At 41.8% G+C, this 18,070-nt stretch carries 9 protein-coding genes; all 9 read right to left on the bottom strand.

Going from position 1 to position 18,070, the window contains the following annotated elements:
* Positions 1-50: 50 nt before the first annotated feature.
* A complete protein-coding gene (locus tag J1N10_RS01690) occupies positions 51-3,218 on the bottom strand; it encodes a glycoside hydrolase family 2 TIM barrel-domain containing protein (RefSeq protein WP_262324939.1) in 3,168 nt (1,055 codons plus the stop codon).
* A 101-nt stretch (positions 3,219-3,319) separates the two neighbouring features.
* Positions 3,320-4,810, bottom strand: coding sequence for a Gfo/Idh/MocA family protein (locus J1N10_RS01685; RefSeq protein WP_262324938.1), 1,491 nt, complete (start codon positions 4,808-4,810; stop codon positions 3,320-3,322).
* A gap of 89 nt (positions 4,811-4,899) precedes the next feature.
* Positions 4,900-6,411 (bottom strand): sulfatase family protein, encoded by a 1,512-nt coding sequence (locus J1N10_RS01680; protein ID WP_262324937.1) that lies wholly within the window; start codon positions 6,409-6,411, stop codon positions 4,900-4,902.
* A gap of 161 nt (positions 6,412-6,572) precedes the next feature.
* Positions 6,573-8,003, bottom strand: coding sequence for an arylsulfatase (locus tag J1N10_RS01675; RefSeq protein WP_262324936.1), 1,431 nt, complete (start codon positions 8,001-8,003; stop codon positions 6,573-6,575).
* A 16-nt stretch (positions 8,004-8,019) separates the two neighbouring features.
* Entirely contained in the window at positions 8,020-9,570 is a 1,551-nt protein-coding gene (locus J1N10_RS01670) for an arylsulfatase (RefSeq protein WP_262324935.1), read from the bottom strand.
* A 366-nt stretch (positions 9,571-9,936) separates the two neighbouring features.
* Positions 9,937-11,796, bottom strand: coding sequence for a metallophosphoesterase (locus J1N10_RS01665; protein WP_262324934.1), 1,860 nt, complete (start codon positions 11,794-11,796; stop codon positions 9,937-9,939).
* A 136-nt stretch (positions 11,797-11,932) separates the two neighbouring features.
* Complete coding sequence (locus tag J1N10_RS01660) at positions 11,933-13,045, bottom strand: hypothetical protein (RefSeq protein ID WP_262324933.1); 1,113 nt, start codon at positions 13,043-13,045, stop codon at positions 11,933-11,935.
* 59 nt (positions 13,046-13,104) lie between these two features.
* Positions 13,105-14,586, bottom strand: a complete 1,482-nt coding sequence (locus tag J1N10_RS01655) for a SusD/RagB family nutrient-binding outer membrane lipoprotein (RefSeq protein ID WP_262324932.1) — start codon at positions 14,584-14,586, stop codon at positions 13,105-13,107.
* 11 nt (positions 14,587-14,597) lie between these two features.
* Complete coding sequence (locus J1N10_RS01650) at positions 14,598-17,999, bottom strand: SusC/RagA family TonB-linked outer membrane protein (protein ID WP_262324931.1); 3,402 nt, start codon at positions 17,997-17,999, stop codon at positions 14,598-14,600.
* Positions 18,000-18,070: the final 71 nt, after the last annotated feature.

The raw sequence follows: 18,070 nt of genomic DNA, 5'->3' as shown, positions 1-18,070 counted from the left end.
ATCAAAATTAACCAGACTCTTTTGTGGAAATATAACCTTTTGTCTATTCTTTAAAATACAGGCTCGATACTGAATTTAAATTCGTAGTTCTGAGCCGGTAAGGTGTACTGCTCGTAAGGAGTTGCTCCCCAAGAGTTGTCACCAGCCACACCCATTTGCTTCAAGTCGAAGGTCACGAAAACACCGTCTTGCTTAATAATGTCGTTCAGGTGTTTAAACTCTTTATGAGTCTCCTGGTCGAAATCTTCAATTGGGTTGTGCAATGCAGAGAAACCTAATGTTGGCAATCCGCTGATTTTTAATCCCCAGCCATTGTTGTTACGTAATTCGAACCAGCGCACATCTGTTTTGTAGCCATTCTCCTGTGGACGTACATAAGGAACATACTGGTCGGCAACTTTACTTTTATATAAGCCAACAAATGCCCCACGGTTACGGTCACAATAGTTTTCGTCCGGACCGCGTCCAAAGAATTTCAGGTTGTCATATTCAACCGGCATTTCCATGCGCATACCAAAGCGAGGCAGCGTTGGCAAGTCTTCTTTACCTAATTGCACCTGGCTTGTTACATTTACTTTGCCATTGCCCAATACTTCGTAGCTCACTGTTTGAGTAGAAGCGATGGCTTCGATTGAATAGCTAACGTTAATAATCGCTTTGTAACTTGCTGGCTGCTCAACGTTTACGTTGGTAGCTTTAACGGAGTGGCTTGCTTCGCGCCAGATTCCCAGGCGATTAATCATGTTGCTTCCTTTGTCGTTATCGTTAGGAGCACGCCAGAAGTTAATAACCGGGCCGTGCTGCATCAGGTTCATGCCGTTAACAGTCCAGCTCGAGATGGTTCCTTCGCTTTTGCTAAATGCGATGTTGAAATTCTTACCTTCTACATTGATGAAGCTATTGTTTTGGTTCACTTTCAGATTGTCATATTGCTCAACAGCAGCAATCGGATGAACCGGCACTGGATAAGCAAACTGCTCATGAGCTACTTCAAATCCTTCTTCTAAGAGAGAAACAGCTTTTTTCAGACGAACCGAAAAGTCGATAAAATAATCGCAGTCTGGCTGGCCTTTCAATGGAAGAGCTGGAAGTTCAATCACTTTGCTTTCGTGCGGATTCAAAGCAACATCTACAAAACCATGATGAATTTCCTTACCGTTTTCAGTAATGTTGTAGCGGATATCATAGTTATCAATCGTGATGAAATCGTGATAGTTCGTGATTTTATATTGTCCGTTTGGCAATCCTTCGTTTGAGAAACGCACATACTGATAAGCGTATTTCACTTCCCAAACGGCCGGTTGTGGCGTCATATCAGGGAAGATGATTCCGTTACACACAAAGTTATCATCGGTTGGCATGTTCTCGCCATAATCGCCACCATATGTCCAGTATGGATGGCCTTCTTCATCGTATTCCAACAAGCCCTGGTCAATCCAGTCCCAAATGTATCCACCTTGCAACTGGCGGTTGGTGCGGTCGTAAATCACATCCCACAAGTCGGCCAGATTACCTGTACTATTACCCATGGCATGCGAGTATTCACTCATGATCATCGGTTTAGTCTGGTGCTTCGATGCATATTGCTTCAGGTAGCGAACGCCCGGATATTGAGGGCAGAACAAATCTGTGTTTTCACGCATTTCGGCACGCTCGTAATGAACCGGACGAGATGGGTCGCGGTGCTTAATCCAGTCGTAAACAGCTGTGAAGTTTTCACCGTCGCCGGCTTCGTTACCCATCGACCAAACAATGATACAAGGGTGGTTCTTACTACGTTCTACCATGCGTACATTGCGGTCAACATGTGCTTCTTTCCACTCAGGATTTTTAGCCAGCGAGTATTTGCCATAATACATACCATGCGATTCAATATTGGCTTCATCGGTCACATAAATACCAAATTCGTTACACAGCTCGTAGAAGCGAGGATGCGTTGGATAGTGTGAGTTACGAACTGCATTGATGTTGAACTCTTTCATGAGTCTGATTTCATGAATCATATCCTCTTCGTTCACAACGTGGCCCGTTAGCTGGTTGTGCTCGTGGCGGTTAACTCCCTTAATCAGCACTTCAACCCCGTTAATGTAGAAAATGTCGTCGATGATTTCAACTTTTCTGAAACCGGTTTTAGCCGACAAGTATTCTTTGTTGCCTTTTGAATCCTCCAATTGTAACACCAAGGTGTATAAGTTTGGTGTTTCAGCAGTCCATTTTAAAGGATTCTCAATGGTTTTCTCAAAGTGCAACTGTAAATCTTCTTTCTTGTTAATCTTAGCAATAGAAGATTCTTCAGCAATCACTTTCTGGTTGCGATCAAGCAGCATGTAAGTCAGCTTGTAGTTGCCCGAGCGAAGTCCTTTAGTGTGGTTCTTCAGGTCAACATCCAGCTTTAAAATACCGTTTGTGTAGTTCTCATCTAAATCGCCTTGTACAAAAAAGTCGCGCACACGCACTTTAGGAGTAGAGTAGATGAATACATCGCGCTCGATACCACTGATGCGCCAAAAATCCTGGCACTCAAGGTAGGAGCCGTCACTCCAGCGATACACTTCAATAGCTAAAGTGTTCTCGCCTTTTTGCAGGTACTTGGTGATGTCCCATTCGGCTTCGGTTTTACTGCCCTGGCTGTAACCTACTTTTTGTCCGTTAATCCAGATGTAAAAAGCCGATTTAACCGCTCCGAACTGAATAAAGATCTGACGTCCGTCCCAGCTTTGAGGAACGGTAAATGTACGGCGGTATGAGCCTACCGGATTATAATCGTGAGGCACTTGTCCCGGATTAGCAGGATAAATTGTCTCAACAAATTTAATCTCGTCCGAAACCGGTTTTTTGTAATCGGCAAATTCGTACTGGTGATTAACATAGATAGGAATGCCGTAGCCTTCCAATTCCCAGTTAGATGGTACCGGAATATCATCCCAATTGGATACATCATAACCAGGCTTGTAAAAATCAACAGGTCGGTCGGCTGGTTTTCTTACCCAGTTAAATTTCCAGGTGCCGTTCAGGCTTTTGTAGTAAACCGATGCCTCGTGTTTCTTTTCAATGGCATCATTCATATTTGAAAAGTTCATGAACGATGCATGGGGAGCCTCCTTGTTCTGATTGAACATTTTTGGGTTTTCCCAGTCATTTAAATTATCGGCAGCAGCAGGCCTTGTATTTAATATGGCCGCAACAGCAAATAGTAATATAAATAAATGCTTTGTCATTGTAATGAGTTTACCCGGCCAGAAATAGTGCCGGATGAAATAGTAATAAGTTGTTTATTATGTAGTAAGCAGCAGGTATTAATCACCTGCTGCTATATGAATTAGTGTACAGAAAGTTGTCCTTTCGAATCGGCATCAGAAAGATTTCTAACGCCTGTAGTACCTCCACCCTTAAGGGTTAGTTCAACCGGTTTGTTGGTTTTCCAGGATCCACGAGTAAAGTCAGGAATGTTAATTGGTTTTGAACCGTTTAAGATTGACCATTCGCTCAATGGTGTGATACAGCTCCATGCAGCAGCATCATATACATCCATATCCATCGGAAGACCATTGCGCAGACAGTCGATCAGGCGCCAGTCCATAATGAAATCCATACCACCATGACCACCAACTTTTTTAGCCATATCACCTACGCGACGAATAATCTCAGGAGTGTATTTGTCCCAAAGCTCCTGCATTTTCTCTTCCGATACAGTGTAATGACCAAAGGCAATGTGCTGAAGTGGCCATTTCTGAGCAAAGCATTTCGTTCCGCTTAACATGTGAATACGAGAGTATGGTCGTGGCGAGCTAATGTCGTGCTGAATCATAATGGTACGACCTTTAACCGTGCGAATCATCTGCATATCCATATTACCACGCATTTCTTTGCCAATAAACTGTTGCAAATCCGGGCGGTCAGGTGCTAATTCTTTAATGCGATTGGCTAGTGTAAAGTCATCCGACATCATGGCTGTCAGGTAGTCCAAACGGTCGCCGCGGTTGATATCCATTGCCTGACAAATTGGGCCTAGTCCGTGTGTTGGATATACGTTGGCTTTACGTGTGTTTTCGTGCAAGCGCCATAGTTTATCGTATGCGCCATCACCTCCCGGACGATCATCCTGTGGCTTGTTGAAGTGCCAGTAATCCAGGTCGTGAATGTAGGCACCTTCACCGTGTACCAAGTCGCCAAATACACCCTGACGCGCCATGTTAAGAGTCAACAGTTCGAAGAAATCGTAGCAACAGTTCTCCAAAATAACACAGTGTTTTTTTGTTTGCTCCGATACTTCAACCATTTCCCAGCACTCATCCATGGTTTTGGCCGTTGATACTTCCACGGCTGCATGTGAATCCCCTTTCATGGCAGCAATAGCGACAGGTACGTGCCATTCCCACGGAGTAGCAATGTAAACCAGGTCAACCAGGTTGCTGTTACATAAGTCCATAAAGGCCGTATCGCTACCGGTAAATTCTTTTGCTTTTGGCAAGCCGGCTTTTTCTAGTTTTGTCTGAGCACCATCCAAAGCGGCCTGACGCGTATCGCAAATGGCAGTTATTTCTACGCCATCTATATATGTCATTCGTTCAACCGCACCAATTCCACGGTCGCCAATACCTACAAAACCAACACGTACTGTGTCCAGTTTTGGGGCAGCATATCCACACATATTGAAGTGCATTTTAGGCACGCGCTCTGAATTCTTACGAATATAAGCGACTTGCTCGGTTTCTTTAGAACCCGTAGAACAACCCGTTAGTGGGGCAGCACTTACAACACCGGCACCAAGGGCCATGTTTTTCAGAAATGATCGTCTGTCGGTTGCCATAGTCTTATTTATTTTTTGAATTGAATTTTAAATCTGAATTTAAGTAATTTGATATTATACACCTACTATCCTATGTATTGCTAATAGTCCTATTGGGGATTAGATTTAATAGCATTAAATTCTTTTTGCATTTGTTGAACTTTTTCTGGCATCTCAGCGGCCAGGTCATTTTGTTGGCCTGGATCTTCTTTTACATTGTATAGTTGAGGCTCAGATGAGAAGCCTGTTTCTATATCGACGCCCCAGCTGATTTTCTTACCGCCTTTATAGGAAGGGATCAGAATCCAGTCGCCTTCGCGGTAAGCTATTCTACCTTGTAAGCCTTCCGTAATATGTTGGCTGCGTCCGGTTGTTGTTTTTCCGGTAAGTGCATCCAGCAGGTTTTGGCTGTCAGGTCGCGTGTTCTCACTGTTTAACAAGGCGGCAATGGAAGCATACAGGTCTACCTGTGAAATCAATGCATCCGAAACGCCTGGTTTGATTTGTCCTTTCCAGCGGGCCATGAATGGCACATGGGTACCTGCATCATATAAACTGTATTTACCACCTCTGAAATTACCCCAAGGGGTATGCTCACCAATTAGTACATCAGATTGATCCTGATAGCCATCGTCTAACACCGGGCCGTTATCACTTGAGAATATAACCAGTGTGTTTTCTGATAGTCCAAGTTCGTCGAGCGTTTTCAGGAACTCATTAACACACCAGTCGGCTTCCAAAATCGCATCGCCGCGTGGACCCATACCTGAGCTTCCGGCAAATCGTTGGTTGGGCACACGTGGCACATGCGGTTGGTGTAAGGCATAAAACAAGAAAAACGGATTGTTCTTGTTCTGACTTACAAATTGTTTTGCTTTATCCAGAAAATTATCAGCCATATCTTCATCGACCCATAACGCTGATTTTCCACCTTTCATATAGCCAATACGTGAGATGCCATTAGTGATACTATTGTCGTGGCCATGACTTGGATGTATTTTTAATAGTTCAGGATTTTCTCTTCCGGTAGGTTCTCCTTCAAAATTTTTATAATAACTGACTTCAATCGGATCATTTACATCCAGGTTTACAACATTACCATTATCAACATAGACAGTTGGAACACGGTCGTTGGTGGCCGCCATAATGTAGGAGTGCTCAAAACCAACTTCATTGGCACCCATCGTAATCGGTACGTTCCAGTTAATGTTTCCGTCGCCCAAACCTAAGTGCCATTTACCCACAACTGCGGTGGCATAACCATTGGCTCTATGTAGTTTGGGAAGTGTATTAGCCGTGGTGTCAATTAATAGAGCCGAGTTACCAGCTAATACTCTTGCACGCTCGTTTCGCCATGGGTATTCACCTGTTAGTAAGCTGTATCTGCTCGGAGTACAGGTTGCAGCTGTTGCATATCCATTGGTAAAACGTATTCCTTCAGCTGCAATTCTATCAATACCCGGAGTGTTGAGGGTACCTGCCTGGTAGCAGCTGACATCACCAATGCCCAAATCATCGGCATAGATGATTACAATATTGGGTTGAGTAGGTGTCTTTTCGTAACATCCTGAAAGAACAGTTAGTAAAATTGCATAGCTGATTAGTAAAATGAGTTTTTGCATAGCCTTTGTTCTTATTTGAAAGTTTATAAGAGTATAAATTACTTTTATACGGTAAAAATACGTTTCTTAATTTTAAAAATAAAATGAAAACGATATAACTTTCGTTGTGTTTCTATTTGTTGATTGATATTAGTAAATGAAAGATGGTGGATTAATCAAGTTTAAAACTTGAAAACATCAGATTCAACTCTACAAGTACCGAAGATAGTCTTCACTTTATTGACTATTTCCGGATGCTCGTCTGCAATATTATTTGTTTCTCCAAGGTCAACAGAAAGATCGTAAAGCTCAATTGGGGCATCCGGATTTTTAGAGATACCGTACTGAACAGCTTTCCAGTTGCCCATTCTTAGCGCCTTACGTCCACCCCAAACATGAAATTCCCAATAGAGGAAGTCGTGTTCTTTCTGTACGCCTTCTCCGGTTAAAGTCGGAAGTATCGAAACACCATCGATGCCTTTGGGTGCATTTTGGCTCGTAATATCTGCAAATGTTGGCATCATATCCCAAAAGGCAGATAATAAATCAGATGTGGTTCCTTCGGCAATAACCCCCGGCCAGCTGGCAATGAACGGCACACGGATGCCTCCTTCGTACAAATCTCTTTTGTAGCCTCTGAAAGGGCCGTTGCTGTTGAAGTAGTCTGGCTGTGCACCGCCTTCAACGTGCGGGCCATTGTCGGATGTAAAAATGATAATTGTATTATCCGCTAAACCTAAGTCTTCTACTTTTTGTACAATTTCACCAACCTGATCATCCAATAGTGTAATCATTGCGGCGAAAGCTGCATGCGATTCGGCCTGAGAGCCATAAGGTCCTTTTCTGAATCGGGGGCCTTCATCCACACCTTTGTATGTATGTTCAGGTTCAAATTTTCCGCGGAAGCGCTCTAGGTATTCTTCAGGCGCAAATAGTTCGGCATGAGGAATGATTGAAGGCACATACAAAAAGAAAGGCTCATCTTTGTGGTCATCAATAAATTGTAGTGTTTTTTCATGTATTAGGTGAGGAGCGTAAATACCTGTTTGTTTGCCTGCATTCGCTTCCAATACCAGGCTGTCCTGATTTGAGCGTAAGAAATAAGGGTAATAATGGTGACCCAGCATCTGACAGTTGTAGCCAAAGAAGGTATCGAATCCCTGATTATTGGCATCGCCTTCCGAGCCTGGGTAGCCCAATCCCCATTTTCCGAAAGCGCCGGTAGCGTAACCTGCCAGCTTAAATAACTCGGCAACTGTAACGACATCACCTTTTAATGGATGTTGTCCTTCGGGCTTGTGTTCCCTGTTGCCACGGATATAAGTATGGCCGGTGTGCTGGCCAGTCATTAAAGCACTGCGCGACGGAGCACAAACGGTGCTGCCAGAGTAGTGCTGTGTGAATCGCATACCTCGTTCGGCCAGCTTATCGATGTTGGGTGTTGTAAATTTTGTTTGTCCATAGCAGCTTAAATCGCCATATCCTAAATCATCAGCCAGAATATAAATAACATTTGGCTGTTGTGGTGTTTTTGCCTTTTGACCGCAGCTGCTGAGTATGGCACCCACTGCCACTACTGCTAATGTAGCTTTAAAATAACGATGTAATTTCATTGTGTTCACTTCATTTTTAGTTCTCAGAATCACCTAATGCTTTCATTCGAAATGTAGTTAACTCAGAAGGAGTATGCTCCTTTAAGAAGATATTTTTTACTTGTTCAATTATTTCAGGATGCTGGTTAGCGACATTTACAGATTCCTTAATGTCATTGTCCAGATCATACAATTCAATTTCCATATTTCCTTTTTGAATATTGGTGCGTACGGCTTTCCATTTGCCTAAGCGAACAGCTTGTTGGCCGTTATACTCGGGGAACTCCCAATAAAGGTAGCTGTGGATTTTTTTGTTGATATCCAGAAGGGTTGGCATAAGGTTTTGTCCATCTGTATTTTCAGGTGTTTTAAGTCTGGCTATGTTACACAAGGTTGGCATCCAGTCCTGAAATGAAGTTAATTGTTTGTTTATTGTTCCCTTTGCAATTTTTTCGGGCCAGCTGACAATAAGTGGGACACGAATACCAGCCTCGTATACAAATCCTTTGGTTCGGCCGTAACCATTAGCCATAGGACCTGAACTCTCAAAAAAATGCAGGTCGACACCGGCATTGTATGCAGGGCCATTATCGCTTGTAAATACAATAATGGTATTTTCATACAGCCCTTCTTGTTTAAGCGTGGCCACCAATTCTCCTATATGGTCATCAAGGCAGTTGATCATACCCGCATAGGCAGCTCTTGGGTATCGGCTTGGGAAATAATGCGAGGCATGCGGATAGGGTTCTTCATCGCCATATTGTTCATGGTATTTGTCGAGATACTTATGTGGCACCTGCAACGGAACGTGAGGTAATACAGTGGCATAATACATGAAAAATGGCTCGTCTTTATGTTTTTTTATAAAATCGATTGCTTTGTTGTGGATTAGCTCTGGTGCATATTCTTTCTGAATAAATTTCTCATATTCATTTTCATCGTGAATATTTGCTACCGCATTTGCCTTGTCGTGAGGAAATAGTGTGTCATTCTGCAAAACCACACGTGTTGAGTTTTCCCACAGATGGTTTGGATATAAGTCGTGTGCTTGTCGCTGACAATTATACCCGTAAAATTCATCAAACCCTTGTTTTACAGGTTCACCTTCGGTGCCTGGTGCGCCTAATCCCCATTTTCCGAAAACACCAGTTGTATAGCCGGCACTTTGCATCATCGAACCCAGCGTAAGCGTATTGACAGGTAAGGGGCGTTGTCCTTCTATGGAAGAGTCAGATAACATCCGCTCATAATCCCATACATTGCCTCGTTCGTTCCACTCATCGTTTCCTCTGATGTAGGCATGTCCGGAGTGTAAGCCGGTAAGCAGTACGCAACGTGATGGAGCACAAACCGGTGAACCGGCATAGTTATCAGTAAAACGCATTCCTTGTTCTGCCAGTTGATCGATGTTTGGCGTTTCAAATTTTGTTTGGCCGTAACAGCTTAAATCGCCATAACCTAAATCATCGGCCAGGATGTAAATAATGTTTGGCTGTTGTGATTTTTCTGTCTTTTGACCACAGCCGGTGATCATTGTGCCGATCGCAAGCACGGCAATGGCTGTTTTAAAATAACGATGTAATTTCACGGCGTTTAATGTTTAATTTCTTTATATCATGTTGAGTTTTTATCATTTGGCTGATAAATACCCCTTTTTGTAATACAAAATTCAAACAAAGGAAATAAGTGACTACTATTTCTTTGTAATCGTTTTTGGCTTTAAAAGCTAAGAGGGAGAATCTTTGGTTAGTTTCCTTGTCAAATACAAAAATGCTTATAGTGAGATAATTATTTTTCCTAATGGACAGTCTCCCTTATTGTTCTCACATTTTGTTAACGTTTTTATATTATGATTTTGGAGTTTTATTCTCCTTCTTAGCAGGTACTCCCGATAAAGCTCTAATATTTTTGTTCAATAGTTCTTGCATCTTTCAATGCAGGTTAACCTTATATTTTATTCACTAATTTCAATGGTTTCTATTATTCCCCAATAGTCACCGGCCTTACTAAAATAATGCAGACTGATAGCTGCCTTATCTCCATCAACTTCAAGGGTCATGATGTTGTTGGTTAAACCATTATTAAAGTTATCAGGATTATTCTCTTTCTCGGTTCCGACTACAATGTGGTCATAGATAACCGGACCAACAGGTTCTCCCTCATCCATATAGCTACCACCGCCAATGGTGATGTATTGTACATTGCCTTTCACACCTCTTTCATAAGCATGCATATGACCACTAAATACCGCATCTACTTTGTATTTTTCGGCCATATTGGGGAGATTATCTTTTACGGCCGCTTGTTCAGCTTTTTGCCATCTCTCGTAATAGGGAGCACAGTGAATGAATACAAATCGGAACCGGGCATTCTGAACTTGCTCTGATTGCAGAACTGTTTCGAACCATCCGTCTGGTTGCAGATCTTCCTCCATTTTATTCCAGTCGATACTAATAAATGCCACATTGGAGTACATCATCAGGTAGCTTCCGTCAAATGCATTCGGGTCTGAGTTTACTTCATTAGGCAAGTCGTGGTACTGTCTGATTAAATCACCGCCTCCCCAGCGCGCGCCTACATCGTGGTTCCCAAAGGTGGTATAAAATGGCACCTGTGAACCGATGGTGCCGCAGATGTAGGGGAGGAAAACAGTTCCTAAATCATATCTGTAGTTACCCGAGTTGGAAATATCACCAGCGTTAAAAACGAAATTAGGTTGTATGGTGTCAACAATATAGGCGGCCATTTTTGACCATGGACTGGCGTAATGGCTATCGGACCACATGGCTACTTTAAAAGACGCATCGGGTGGTGATGGGGCAGTGGTGAAGCTGCGCTCATCCGATGCATAGCCATTAACCTTTGCCTGACAGAAATATTCTGAGCCGGGCTCCAAATCTGTAATTACAGCCTTGTGGATATAGGTGCCGGCATTTGTTTTAACAACGCTTGATGCAATTTCTTTACCATATTCCTGTGTTGCACCATAGTGTAACGTTCCGGTTTCCGGTACTTTGCTTTCCCACATTACCGTAATGCCATTGGCTGTTACATTCTGAAGCCAGGGCTGTGTAATGATAGGATTGGGTGATAATTTCAGTGGGCCAACCGCCGCGATATCCGCTTCAGTTAATGCCTTGCCGTATATGCTTACCTGAGCTACATCAATCCAATCGTCTTCGCCATTGTTATCGGCAAACAGTAACAGTTCGGGGCGAAGTCCGTATTTGCTGTCAACCTCCTGTACTTTGCCTGTTAATATTTTTTTACCATCAAGGTATAAAGTGTATTCGCTTCCGTTGTTAACAACCATTATCAGGCGATGCCAATTGTTAATGCCCATTTTGGTGTAGGAATAGCCGGTAGTACTATAGCCGGCAGAACCTTGTGGGTAGCGAATGTATAATTCGGCATCTTCATTATTGTCAGTGTTGGTTTGTAACAGGGGATGCCAGTTGTCAATACCTGTTATTCTGAAATCGAACAACACTGAATATTCATTTACATAAGTTTGGTGAGCTTGAGGTGTCAGGTTGTGTTTGGCAGTGTAGTAGCTGCCCGGGCCAATGCGAACGGCTCCGTTTTCTTTGGTTGGACCATCAATGGCCTTGTGAGTGCCATGAAGCACTAAATTATTGCCAATAGTGGCATGTAATAAATCAGTGGCATCGTCAAATGTCCACTGTGCCACAGGTGCTGGAATGCTGTCTTGTGAGATACCGTTCATTGCATCGTTGTTAACAGATGCAATTACTGTATTGTCTTTACAGGCAATTAAAAGAATAAAGAGAATGATAAGGTTTACCTTCTTCATAATTGAATTGTTCACCAAGTTAGCTGCTTAATATTTTTAGTTGTTAATTGCCGCAGTCCGCTACCTGGACTGCGGCAATTAATGGTTTTCGACTTTACAAAAGCTTGTAAAATCTATCATAAGTATTAATCACACGCTATTCTAAAGGTACTCCTACTGGTGGGATATCCTCAGTAGCCCATTCCGGAGTTAAAGCAATATTCAACAGGCTTATTTCTGATACATAATAAGGAATACCTCCTGTAAATATTGACAATGCATCTGTATCAAGCGCATATGCACCGTCGGTTGGTGCTGATGTAGAATAACTAAGCTCACCATTCACATACATTGTTGCAGCGTCCTCTGATACCGTAAAGATGACTCTACTCCAATCATAAAAATAGCCATAGCCTCCGTACGAACCGGCAGCTGGGAAATAATACCAACCATAATAGGAGTAGAATGCGGCACTTGCATCTGAATTAGGGTGGAAAATTGGAGCGTAATTTTTATGATTAGCCGATGACATCATGAAATCAAATATAATGGTATACTCATTTACCTTATCTCCACCAACAGCTGGTAGTCCATGATTGATAGAATAGTGTGTACCTGCATCAAGTAAAGCAGCACCATCAGATTCTGTTACACCATCAGTAGGAGAGTGACTCATTGAACCTCCAAGTACAATATCACTACCAATAGTAGCCTCCACTAGGTTTGATGCATTATCAAATCGCCATTGACCTACCAATATTTCAGACACATCTGGCATTGGAACAGGTGCTATAATTTTAAAGTATGAACTACCAACAGATTTATCTGCATACGAAATATCAAATTTTAACGGTTTACTTGTACCGTACTCGATATTTAACTCTGCTAGTGTTGTATTAAATGTAATACGATATTTTTCTCCGTCAGCTACGGTTTCCGTTTCTGTAAGAAGAATATCACCTGTCGTTCCGTCCATAGCAGTTATTTGCTCAATTGGCTTTAATACCAATAGTGAAAGCACTACCGCCTGCTCGCCTTTAAAACGCTCTTGCTGAGTTGGATCATATGTCAATTCTGCCAACTCTTCTTCGGTATAAGGCAAGCCGGTTACGGGATTAGGGTTATCCCAATTAATCTCGTAATCCTCTAAATACCTTGAGTCATTCCACCCTTCACCATCATTGTCGCAACCAACGGTGAAAAGTACTACCGCAGCCAGTAATAATGAAGTTAGGAACTTCAAATTTCTATGTTGAATATGTTTTGTCATTTTTTTCATTTTTAAAATCATCATAATTATTTCTAATCAATCGGATGATAATTAAGGTTTTAGTCTTGAAGAATCCACATTACACCGTCACGACTATCTACTTCAGAACCAAACTGAGCCACTAATGCTGCTCTATAATTTTCATAATTGTCCTGATTCTCTGATATAGGATACATCCATCGAACAGGCAATTGTTCTACCTGATTAGTTTCAGATAATTTGTAAGTAGGCACACCTGTTCTTCTGTTTAGAAAGAATGCTTCCCAACCTGAGTTTTCAGCTAAAGCAATGTATTGCTGCTCAAGAATTTTAGTCAGATCGTCTTCATAGGCACCAAATCCACTCAAGTAGTCATTTATGTCTGAACTGGCTACATTGTAAAAATTCATTGAAGCACGCACGCCATTGTTGTAGTGTGTTTCAGCGTCGGCAGGAATCCAACCTCTCTGCGCTGCTTCTGCAATAAGCAATTCCTGCTCAGCGTATCCAATATAGATTGAAGGCTGACCAATAAAGTTATTGAATCTGGCAGCATTAGGTTTAGATACTTTTCCTTCAGCTCGCTTAACAGCGTTAGTGTTTACCGGATCTGAGATATCGCAACCCGCATAAGAATCAAAGTCCATTCTAACTCCTTCAGGATCTTCTGGATTGGCAGCCACTGCCTCAGGTGTAGGATCAGCTATTTCGAATAATCTTGGATCCTGGTAGTTTTTCAACAGCTCAATGTATGTGTCGGCATAAACAATAATGTTGAGGTACTGCGAGTTGTTTGGGTTGTAGATGCCTCTGAAGCCATCTTCGTCCCAATGTTCTATCTGCATGTTGTCTTCCAATCCTTCCATTAATGGGTAGTCAGCCGGATTATTAATGATATTGGCAAAGCGTCCTTTTACATCCAAATCTGCATCATCAGCTTTAATGCTTAATGAGATAAGTGTACGAAGCGTGAATGTATTAATTACTTTTTGCCAGGCTCTTAAATCACCGTCAAAATAGTAGTCACCACTTAGCGTAAACGAAGGGTTTTCCAAAATGAAATCACCCAACTCAATACTAGCTTCGTTCAACCAGGTAAGGCATTGTAAATACACCTCTTTTTGAGAGTCATATTTAGGACGGTAAATTCCATCTTCTGCTTGTACTGCTTCCGACATTGGAATATCACCCATATCACGTGTCATTGAAATATAGTAAACTGCACGTAGAAATTTGGCCATAATTAAATATGCAGGTGCGTTAGCCGTTACAGCTTCTTCTTCCATCTTATTGATGTCTTTTAGACTGTTGTATTTAAAGCTTGATGAACCGTAACGGTAGCTAAAATCACCATAATCGGTATCTGCTCTTACGTGATACTGTGCATGCATGTATGCATTTGAGAATGATGAGGTCGCTCCAGGTACTAAAGCTGTAAATAATAAGCCTGGAGGTACCGAGTTGGGCTCATTTGGGTTTTCGCGTAACTCTTCAAAGTCTAAACAACTACTAAGTGTTGCAATAGCTAACAGAAAAGAGAAAAATTTTATTGTATGTTTCATTATTGTCAATTTTAGAATGCAAGATTAATATTGAATCCATAGGTTCTTTGCGAAGGCAACTGCAGGTTGGTGTATACGGTACCCATCGAATAGGTATCCATATCGCCAAATGTATCGGCCTTGGTCCAGTAGAACAGGTTACGGCCAACAAATGAAACAGATGCTGCACTTAAGAATGTATTGTTAAGTATTTGTCTTGGAACATTATAAGTTAAGGTTACTTCTCTTAGCTTGATAAAGGTCTTGTCAATAATGTTACTTTTCCAGTCGCCCATGTAGTTTTTAGCCCAACGTTGGTAATCCACCATTACATCGTTATCTGCATACTCTCTGGTGTCACTAACAATATTTCCATCGCCGTCGTACTCAACATCACCAGCAATTACCTTTTTACCTTCTATCAGCATGGTGGCGGCATCGCCTCCGTAGACATAGGCAATGTTTGATAACTCACGTTCTGGGTGAATGGCATCAGGGTGAGAACCTGAGCGCCACAGGTCTCTTTCATATCTGTCGCTGGCCACACCACCGAAACGACCGTCAATCAGGAATGACAGGTTGAAGTTTTTATAATTGAAAGTATTGGTCATACTCAATGAGAAATCTGGTATACTACTACCATGATTCACGTAGAAGTCAGTAGCAACAGGTAAGCCGTTAGCACCAATAATTAGTTCCCCAGTCGGTGTTCTTTCCCAGTCTTTGTACCAATAGTCATTAATGCTTTCACCTATTTTGACGTAACCTTGAGCAGTTTGTGGTGTTCCATCCGGTAGGTCTGGTAACTCCAATAAGGTTTCCTCATAGGTGTCGAAGTTAACCAATACATCCCAGTTGAAATCTCTTTTCTTAACAGGGGTTGCTTTAATCGTTAAGTCAATGCCTGTTTTCCTGGTTTTCTTACCGTTAAGGTACATGTTGGTGTAACCGGCTGCATCTGAAAATTCCATTGAATAGATAGCAGGACCATAAGTATTCTGGTACCATGAGGCATCAAAGCCAAGGCGGTTGTTGAAGAACTTAACTTCTAAACCGGCTTCCCAAGATGAATTGTACGAAGGTTCCAAATCAGGATTCTCCAGGTTATCAGGGTAAGTTGCATAAGGCAGGTTACGGATGCGGCTTCCGGTTGAATAAGAGTTTTGAGCTCCGTAAACACCCAAGTTTCCAATCTGATCGCCACCTACTTTAGCATAGGCACCGCGCACTTTCAGGAATGAAATAACATTTGGTAAGTTAACCATGTTACTTACGATACCACTTGCCGATACAGAAGGATAAAAGAACGATGAGTTTTCCTCTGGAAGAACAGATGATTTATCAACACGCCCTGAAATATTCATGAACAAGAAGTCTTTATAGCCCAGGTCGGCATAAGCATACAAGCTATATACACCTTTCTTCTCTTTGTAGGATGTAGGTGTTACCCTATCAACGGAGTTACTTAGCTTAAATACACCAGGCACAACCAACTGTGTTGTACTGGCGTATACATAGTTGTATTTATTTATTCTTTGGTTTCCACCAAAAGAAGCCTGTACATCAAATGCACCATCAAAGAATTTATCTTTGTAGTTAATCAGAAAATCGGTATTGGATACCATTCTGTTGCGTTGAGTATGAGAATAACGGCCACCTCTGTCAGAAACATCATAGTCATACATGTCAACAGGTACTTCTCTTTCCTGAATAGTGGTGTAGCTATTAACGTGTGTTCTTACGAACATGTCGAGTTTATCATTAAACTTGTAATTTAACTTCATGAATCCAAGGATATCATTCTTTTCGTATGGTTGGTTGTACTCGTATGCTACTAAATAAGGGTTGTTGTAACGCCAGCTTTCTACCCAGTTCTGCTCAACACCTTCTTTACCTTCTTTCCAATAATCTCTGTAGTTGCGAATGTCGTAATGCGCACCACCCCAGATAGTCATGTTGTAAATAGGAGAGTGAGGACCGTAATTACTACGAGGCATATTGTCGGCATACTGGTAGTTGTACTGTAAAGAAGCATCCATGTTCAACTTATCAGTAATGTTTAATAAACCTCTTAGGCGCAAAGTGTTAATGTTCACTTTTGCTCCTGGTACAGATGCCTTGTTGTAACGATAGGTATCTGAAATGGTGAATGAACCTTTTTCGCCAACCGTTTGAACAGTTACATTAGTTGAGCTAACAACACCTGTTTCCATAAAGTTACCCAGGTTATCTTTTCCGCGAGCTACCCAAGGAGTAGGAATTCTTTCTCCTGTTTCCGGATCGATAGGTGAGTCGTACTGAGGTAATAAGCGACCGTCAAATTTAGGACCCCAAATTACGTAGTCCATATCGTTTTTACCACCGCCTTTACCATCAACATACTCATAAATACCACTGTCACCAGGTCCGTATTGAGTTTGTGCTCTTGGGATACGAATAAAACCAGTCTGGAAGGTGTTGGATGAGTTAACTGTTACAGTTGTTCCTTTATCGCCTTTAGCACCTGACTTGGTTGTAATCTGGATGGCTCCATCTCTACCTGCTGAACCATATAGTGCAGAGGCAGCGGCTGCTTTCAATACAGAGAAACCTTCGATGTCGTCAGAATTAATGTTCCACATATCGGTTCCAACCGGCACACCATCAACTACAATCAATGGCTTTTCACCACGCAGGTAAATGCCAGGATCGGAGAAAAATTCGTTACTGTTGGTAATGGTCAATCCTGCTACTTTACCTGTCATTGATTCAATAACGTTGGGAGCAATCGCTTTTTGTACTGCTTTACCATCGACTTCCTGAATGGCATAACCTACACGTTTTTTCTCTTTCGAAATACCCAGTGCAGTTACTACTACTTCGTCAAGGTCAGTAGCTTCTTCAACTAGCGTAATGTTAATGTTGGTTCTGCTCGCAACAATTATCTCCTGGCTTTGAAACCCAATGTATGAGAACACAATGGTACTTTCTGATGAACTCACACTTATTTGGTAATTACCGTCATAGTCGGTAATTACACCATTAATTGAGTTGCCTTTTTCAAACACATTTACTCCAGGAAGCGGATCGCCTTCAGTATCTGTAACAATACCCTTAATAATTATGGATTGATTCTGAATAACACGATTAGTTTCTCTTTTTACTTTTGGTATAAAAACTATAAAGTCACCCTGCAAGCGATATAAATAGTCAGTTCCCTCCAAAAGTTCATCAAGCACTTCGGTAACTTCTTTGCCTTGTACATTTAAACTCACTTCGCGATTTATCTCAAAAAAATCAGCACTATAGGCAAAGCGATAATCACTTTGTTTCTCAATAGCATTGAGCACATCGGTCAGGGAGCCGTTTTTAATCTTTAAATCCAGCTTTTGACCTTTGACTGTAGCGGATAGGTTTAAACCACACGCTACTAGTAAAATAATTATTAACTTCATAGCTCTAAGAAGTTTAGTTCCGCCTACAGCATGCCTAGGCGGTTTCATGAACCACATTTTTTTCATAAATT

This window comes from Carboxylicivirga litoralis, assembly GCF_025499605.1.
GTDB classification, from domain to species: Bacteria; Bacteroidota; Bacteroidia; order Bacteroidales; family Marinilabiliaceae; genus Carboxylicivirga; species Carboxylicivirga litoralis.
The sequence above is the reverse complement of the archived record's forward strand: the minus strand, read 5'-3'. Positions and strand labels throughout refer to the sequence as shown.

Coding starts and splice junctions, on each gene's coding strand:
- J1N10_RS01690 (WP_262324939.1), bottom strand. CDS start 3,218: ATGACAAAGCATTTATTTATATTACTATTTGCTGTTGCGGCCATATTA.
- J1N10_RS01685 (WP_262324938.1), bottom strand. CDS start 4,810: ATGGCAACCGACAGACGATCATTTCTGAAAAACATGGCCCTTGGTGCC.
- J1N10_RS01680 (WP_262324937.1), bottom strand. CDS start 6,411: ATGCAAAAACTCATTTTACTAATCAGCTATGCAATTTTACTAACTGTT.
- J1N10_RS01675 (WP_262324936.1), bottom strand. CDS start 8,003: ATGAAATTACATCGTTATTTTAAAGCTACATTAGCAGTAGTGGCAGTG.
- J1N10_RS01665 (WP_262324934.1), bottom strand. CDS start 11,796: ATGAAGAAGGTAAACCTTATCATTCTCTTTATTCTTTTAATTGCCTGT.
- J1N10_RS01660 (WP_262324933.1), bottom strand. CDS start 13,045: ATGACAAAACATATTCAACATAGAAATTTGAAGTTCCTAACTTCATTA.
- J1N10_RS01655 (WP_262324932.1), bottom strand. CDS start 14,586: ATGAAACATACAATAAAATTTTTCTCTTTTCTGTTAGCTATTGCAACA.
- J1N10_RS01650 (WP_262324931.1), bottom strand. CDS start 17,999: ATGAAGTTAATAATTATTTTACTAGTAGCGTGTGGTTTAAACCTATCC.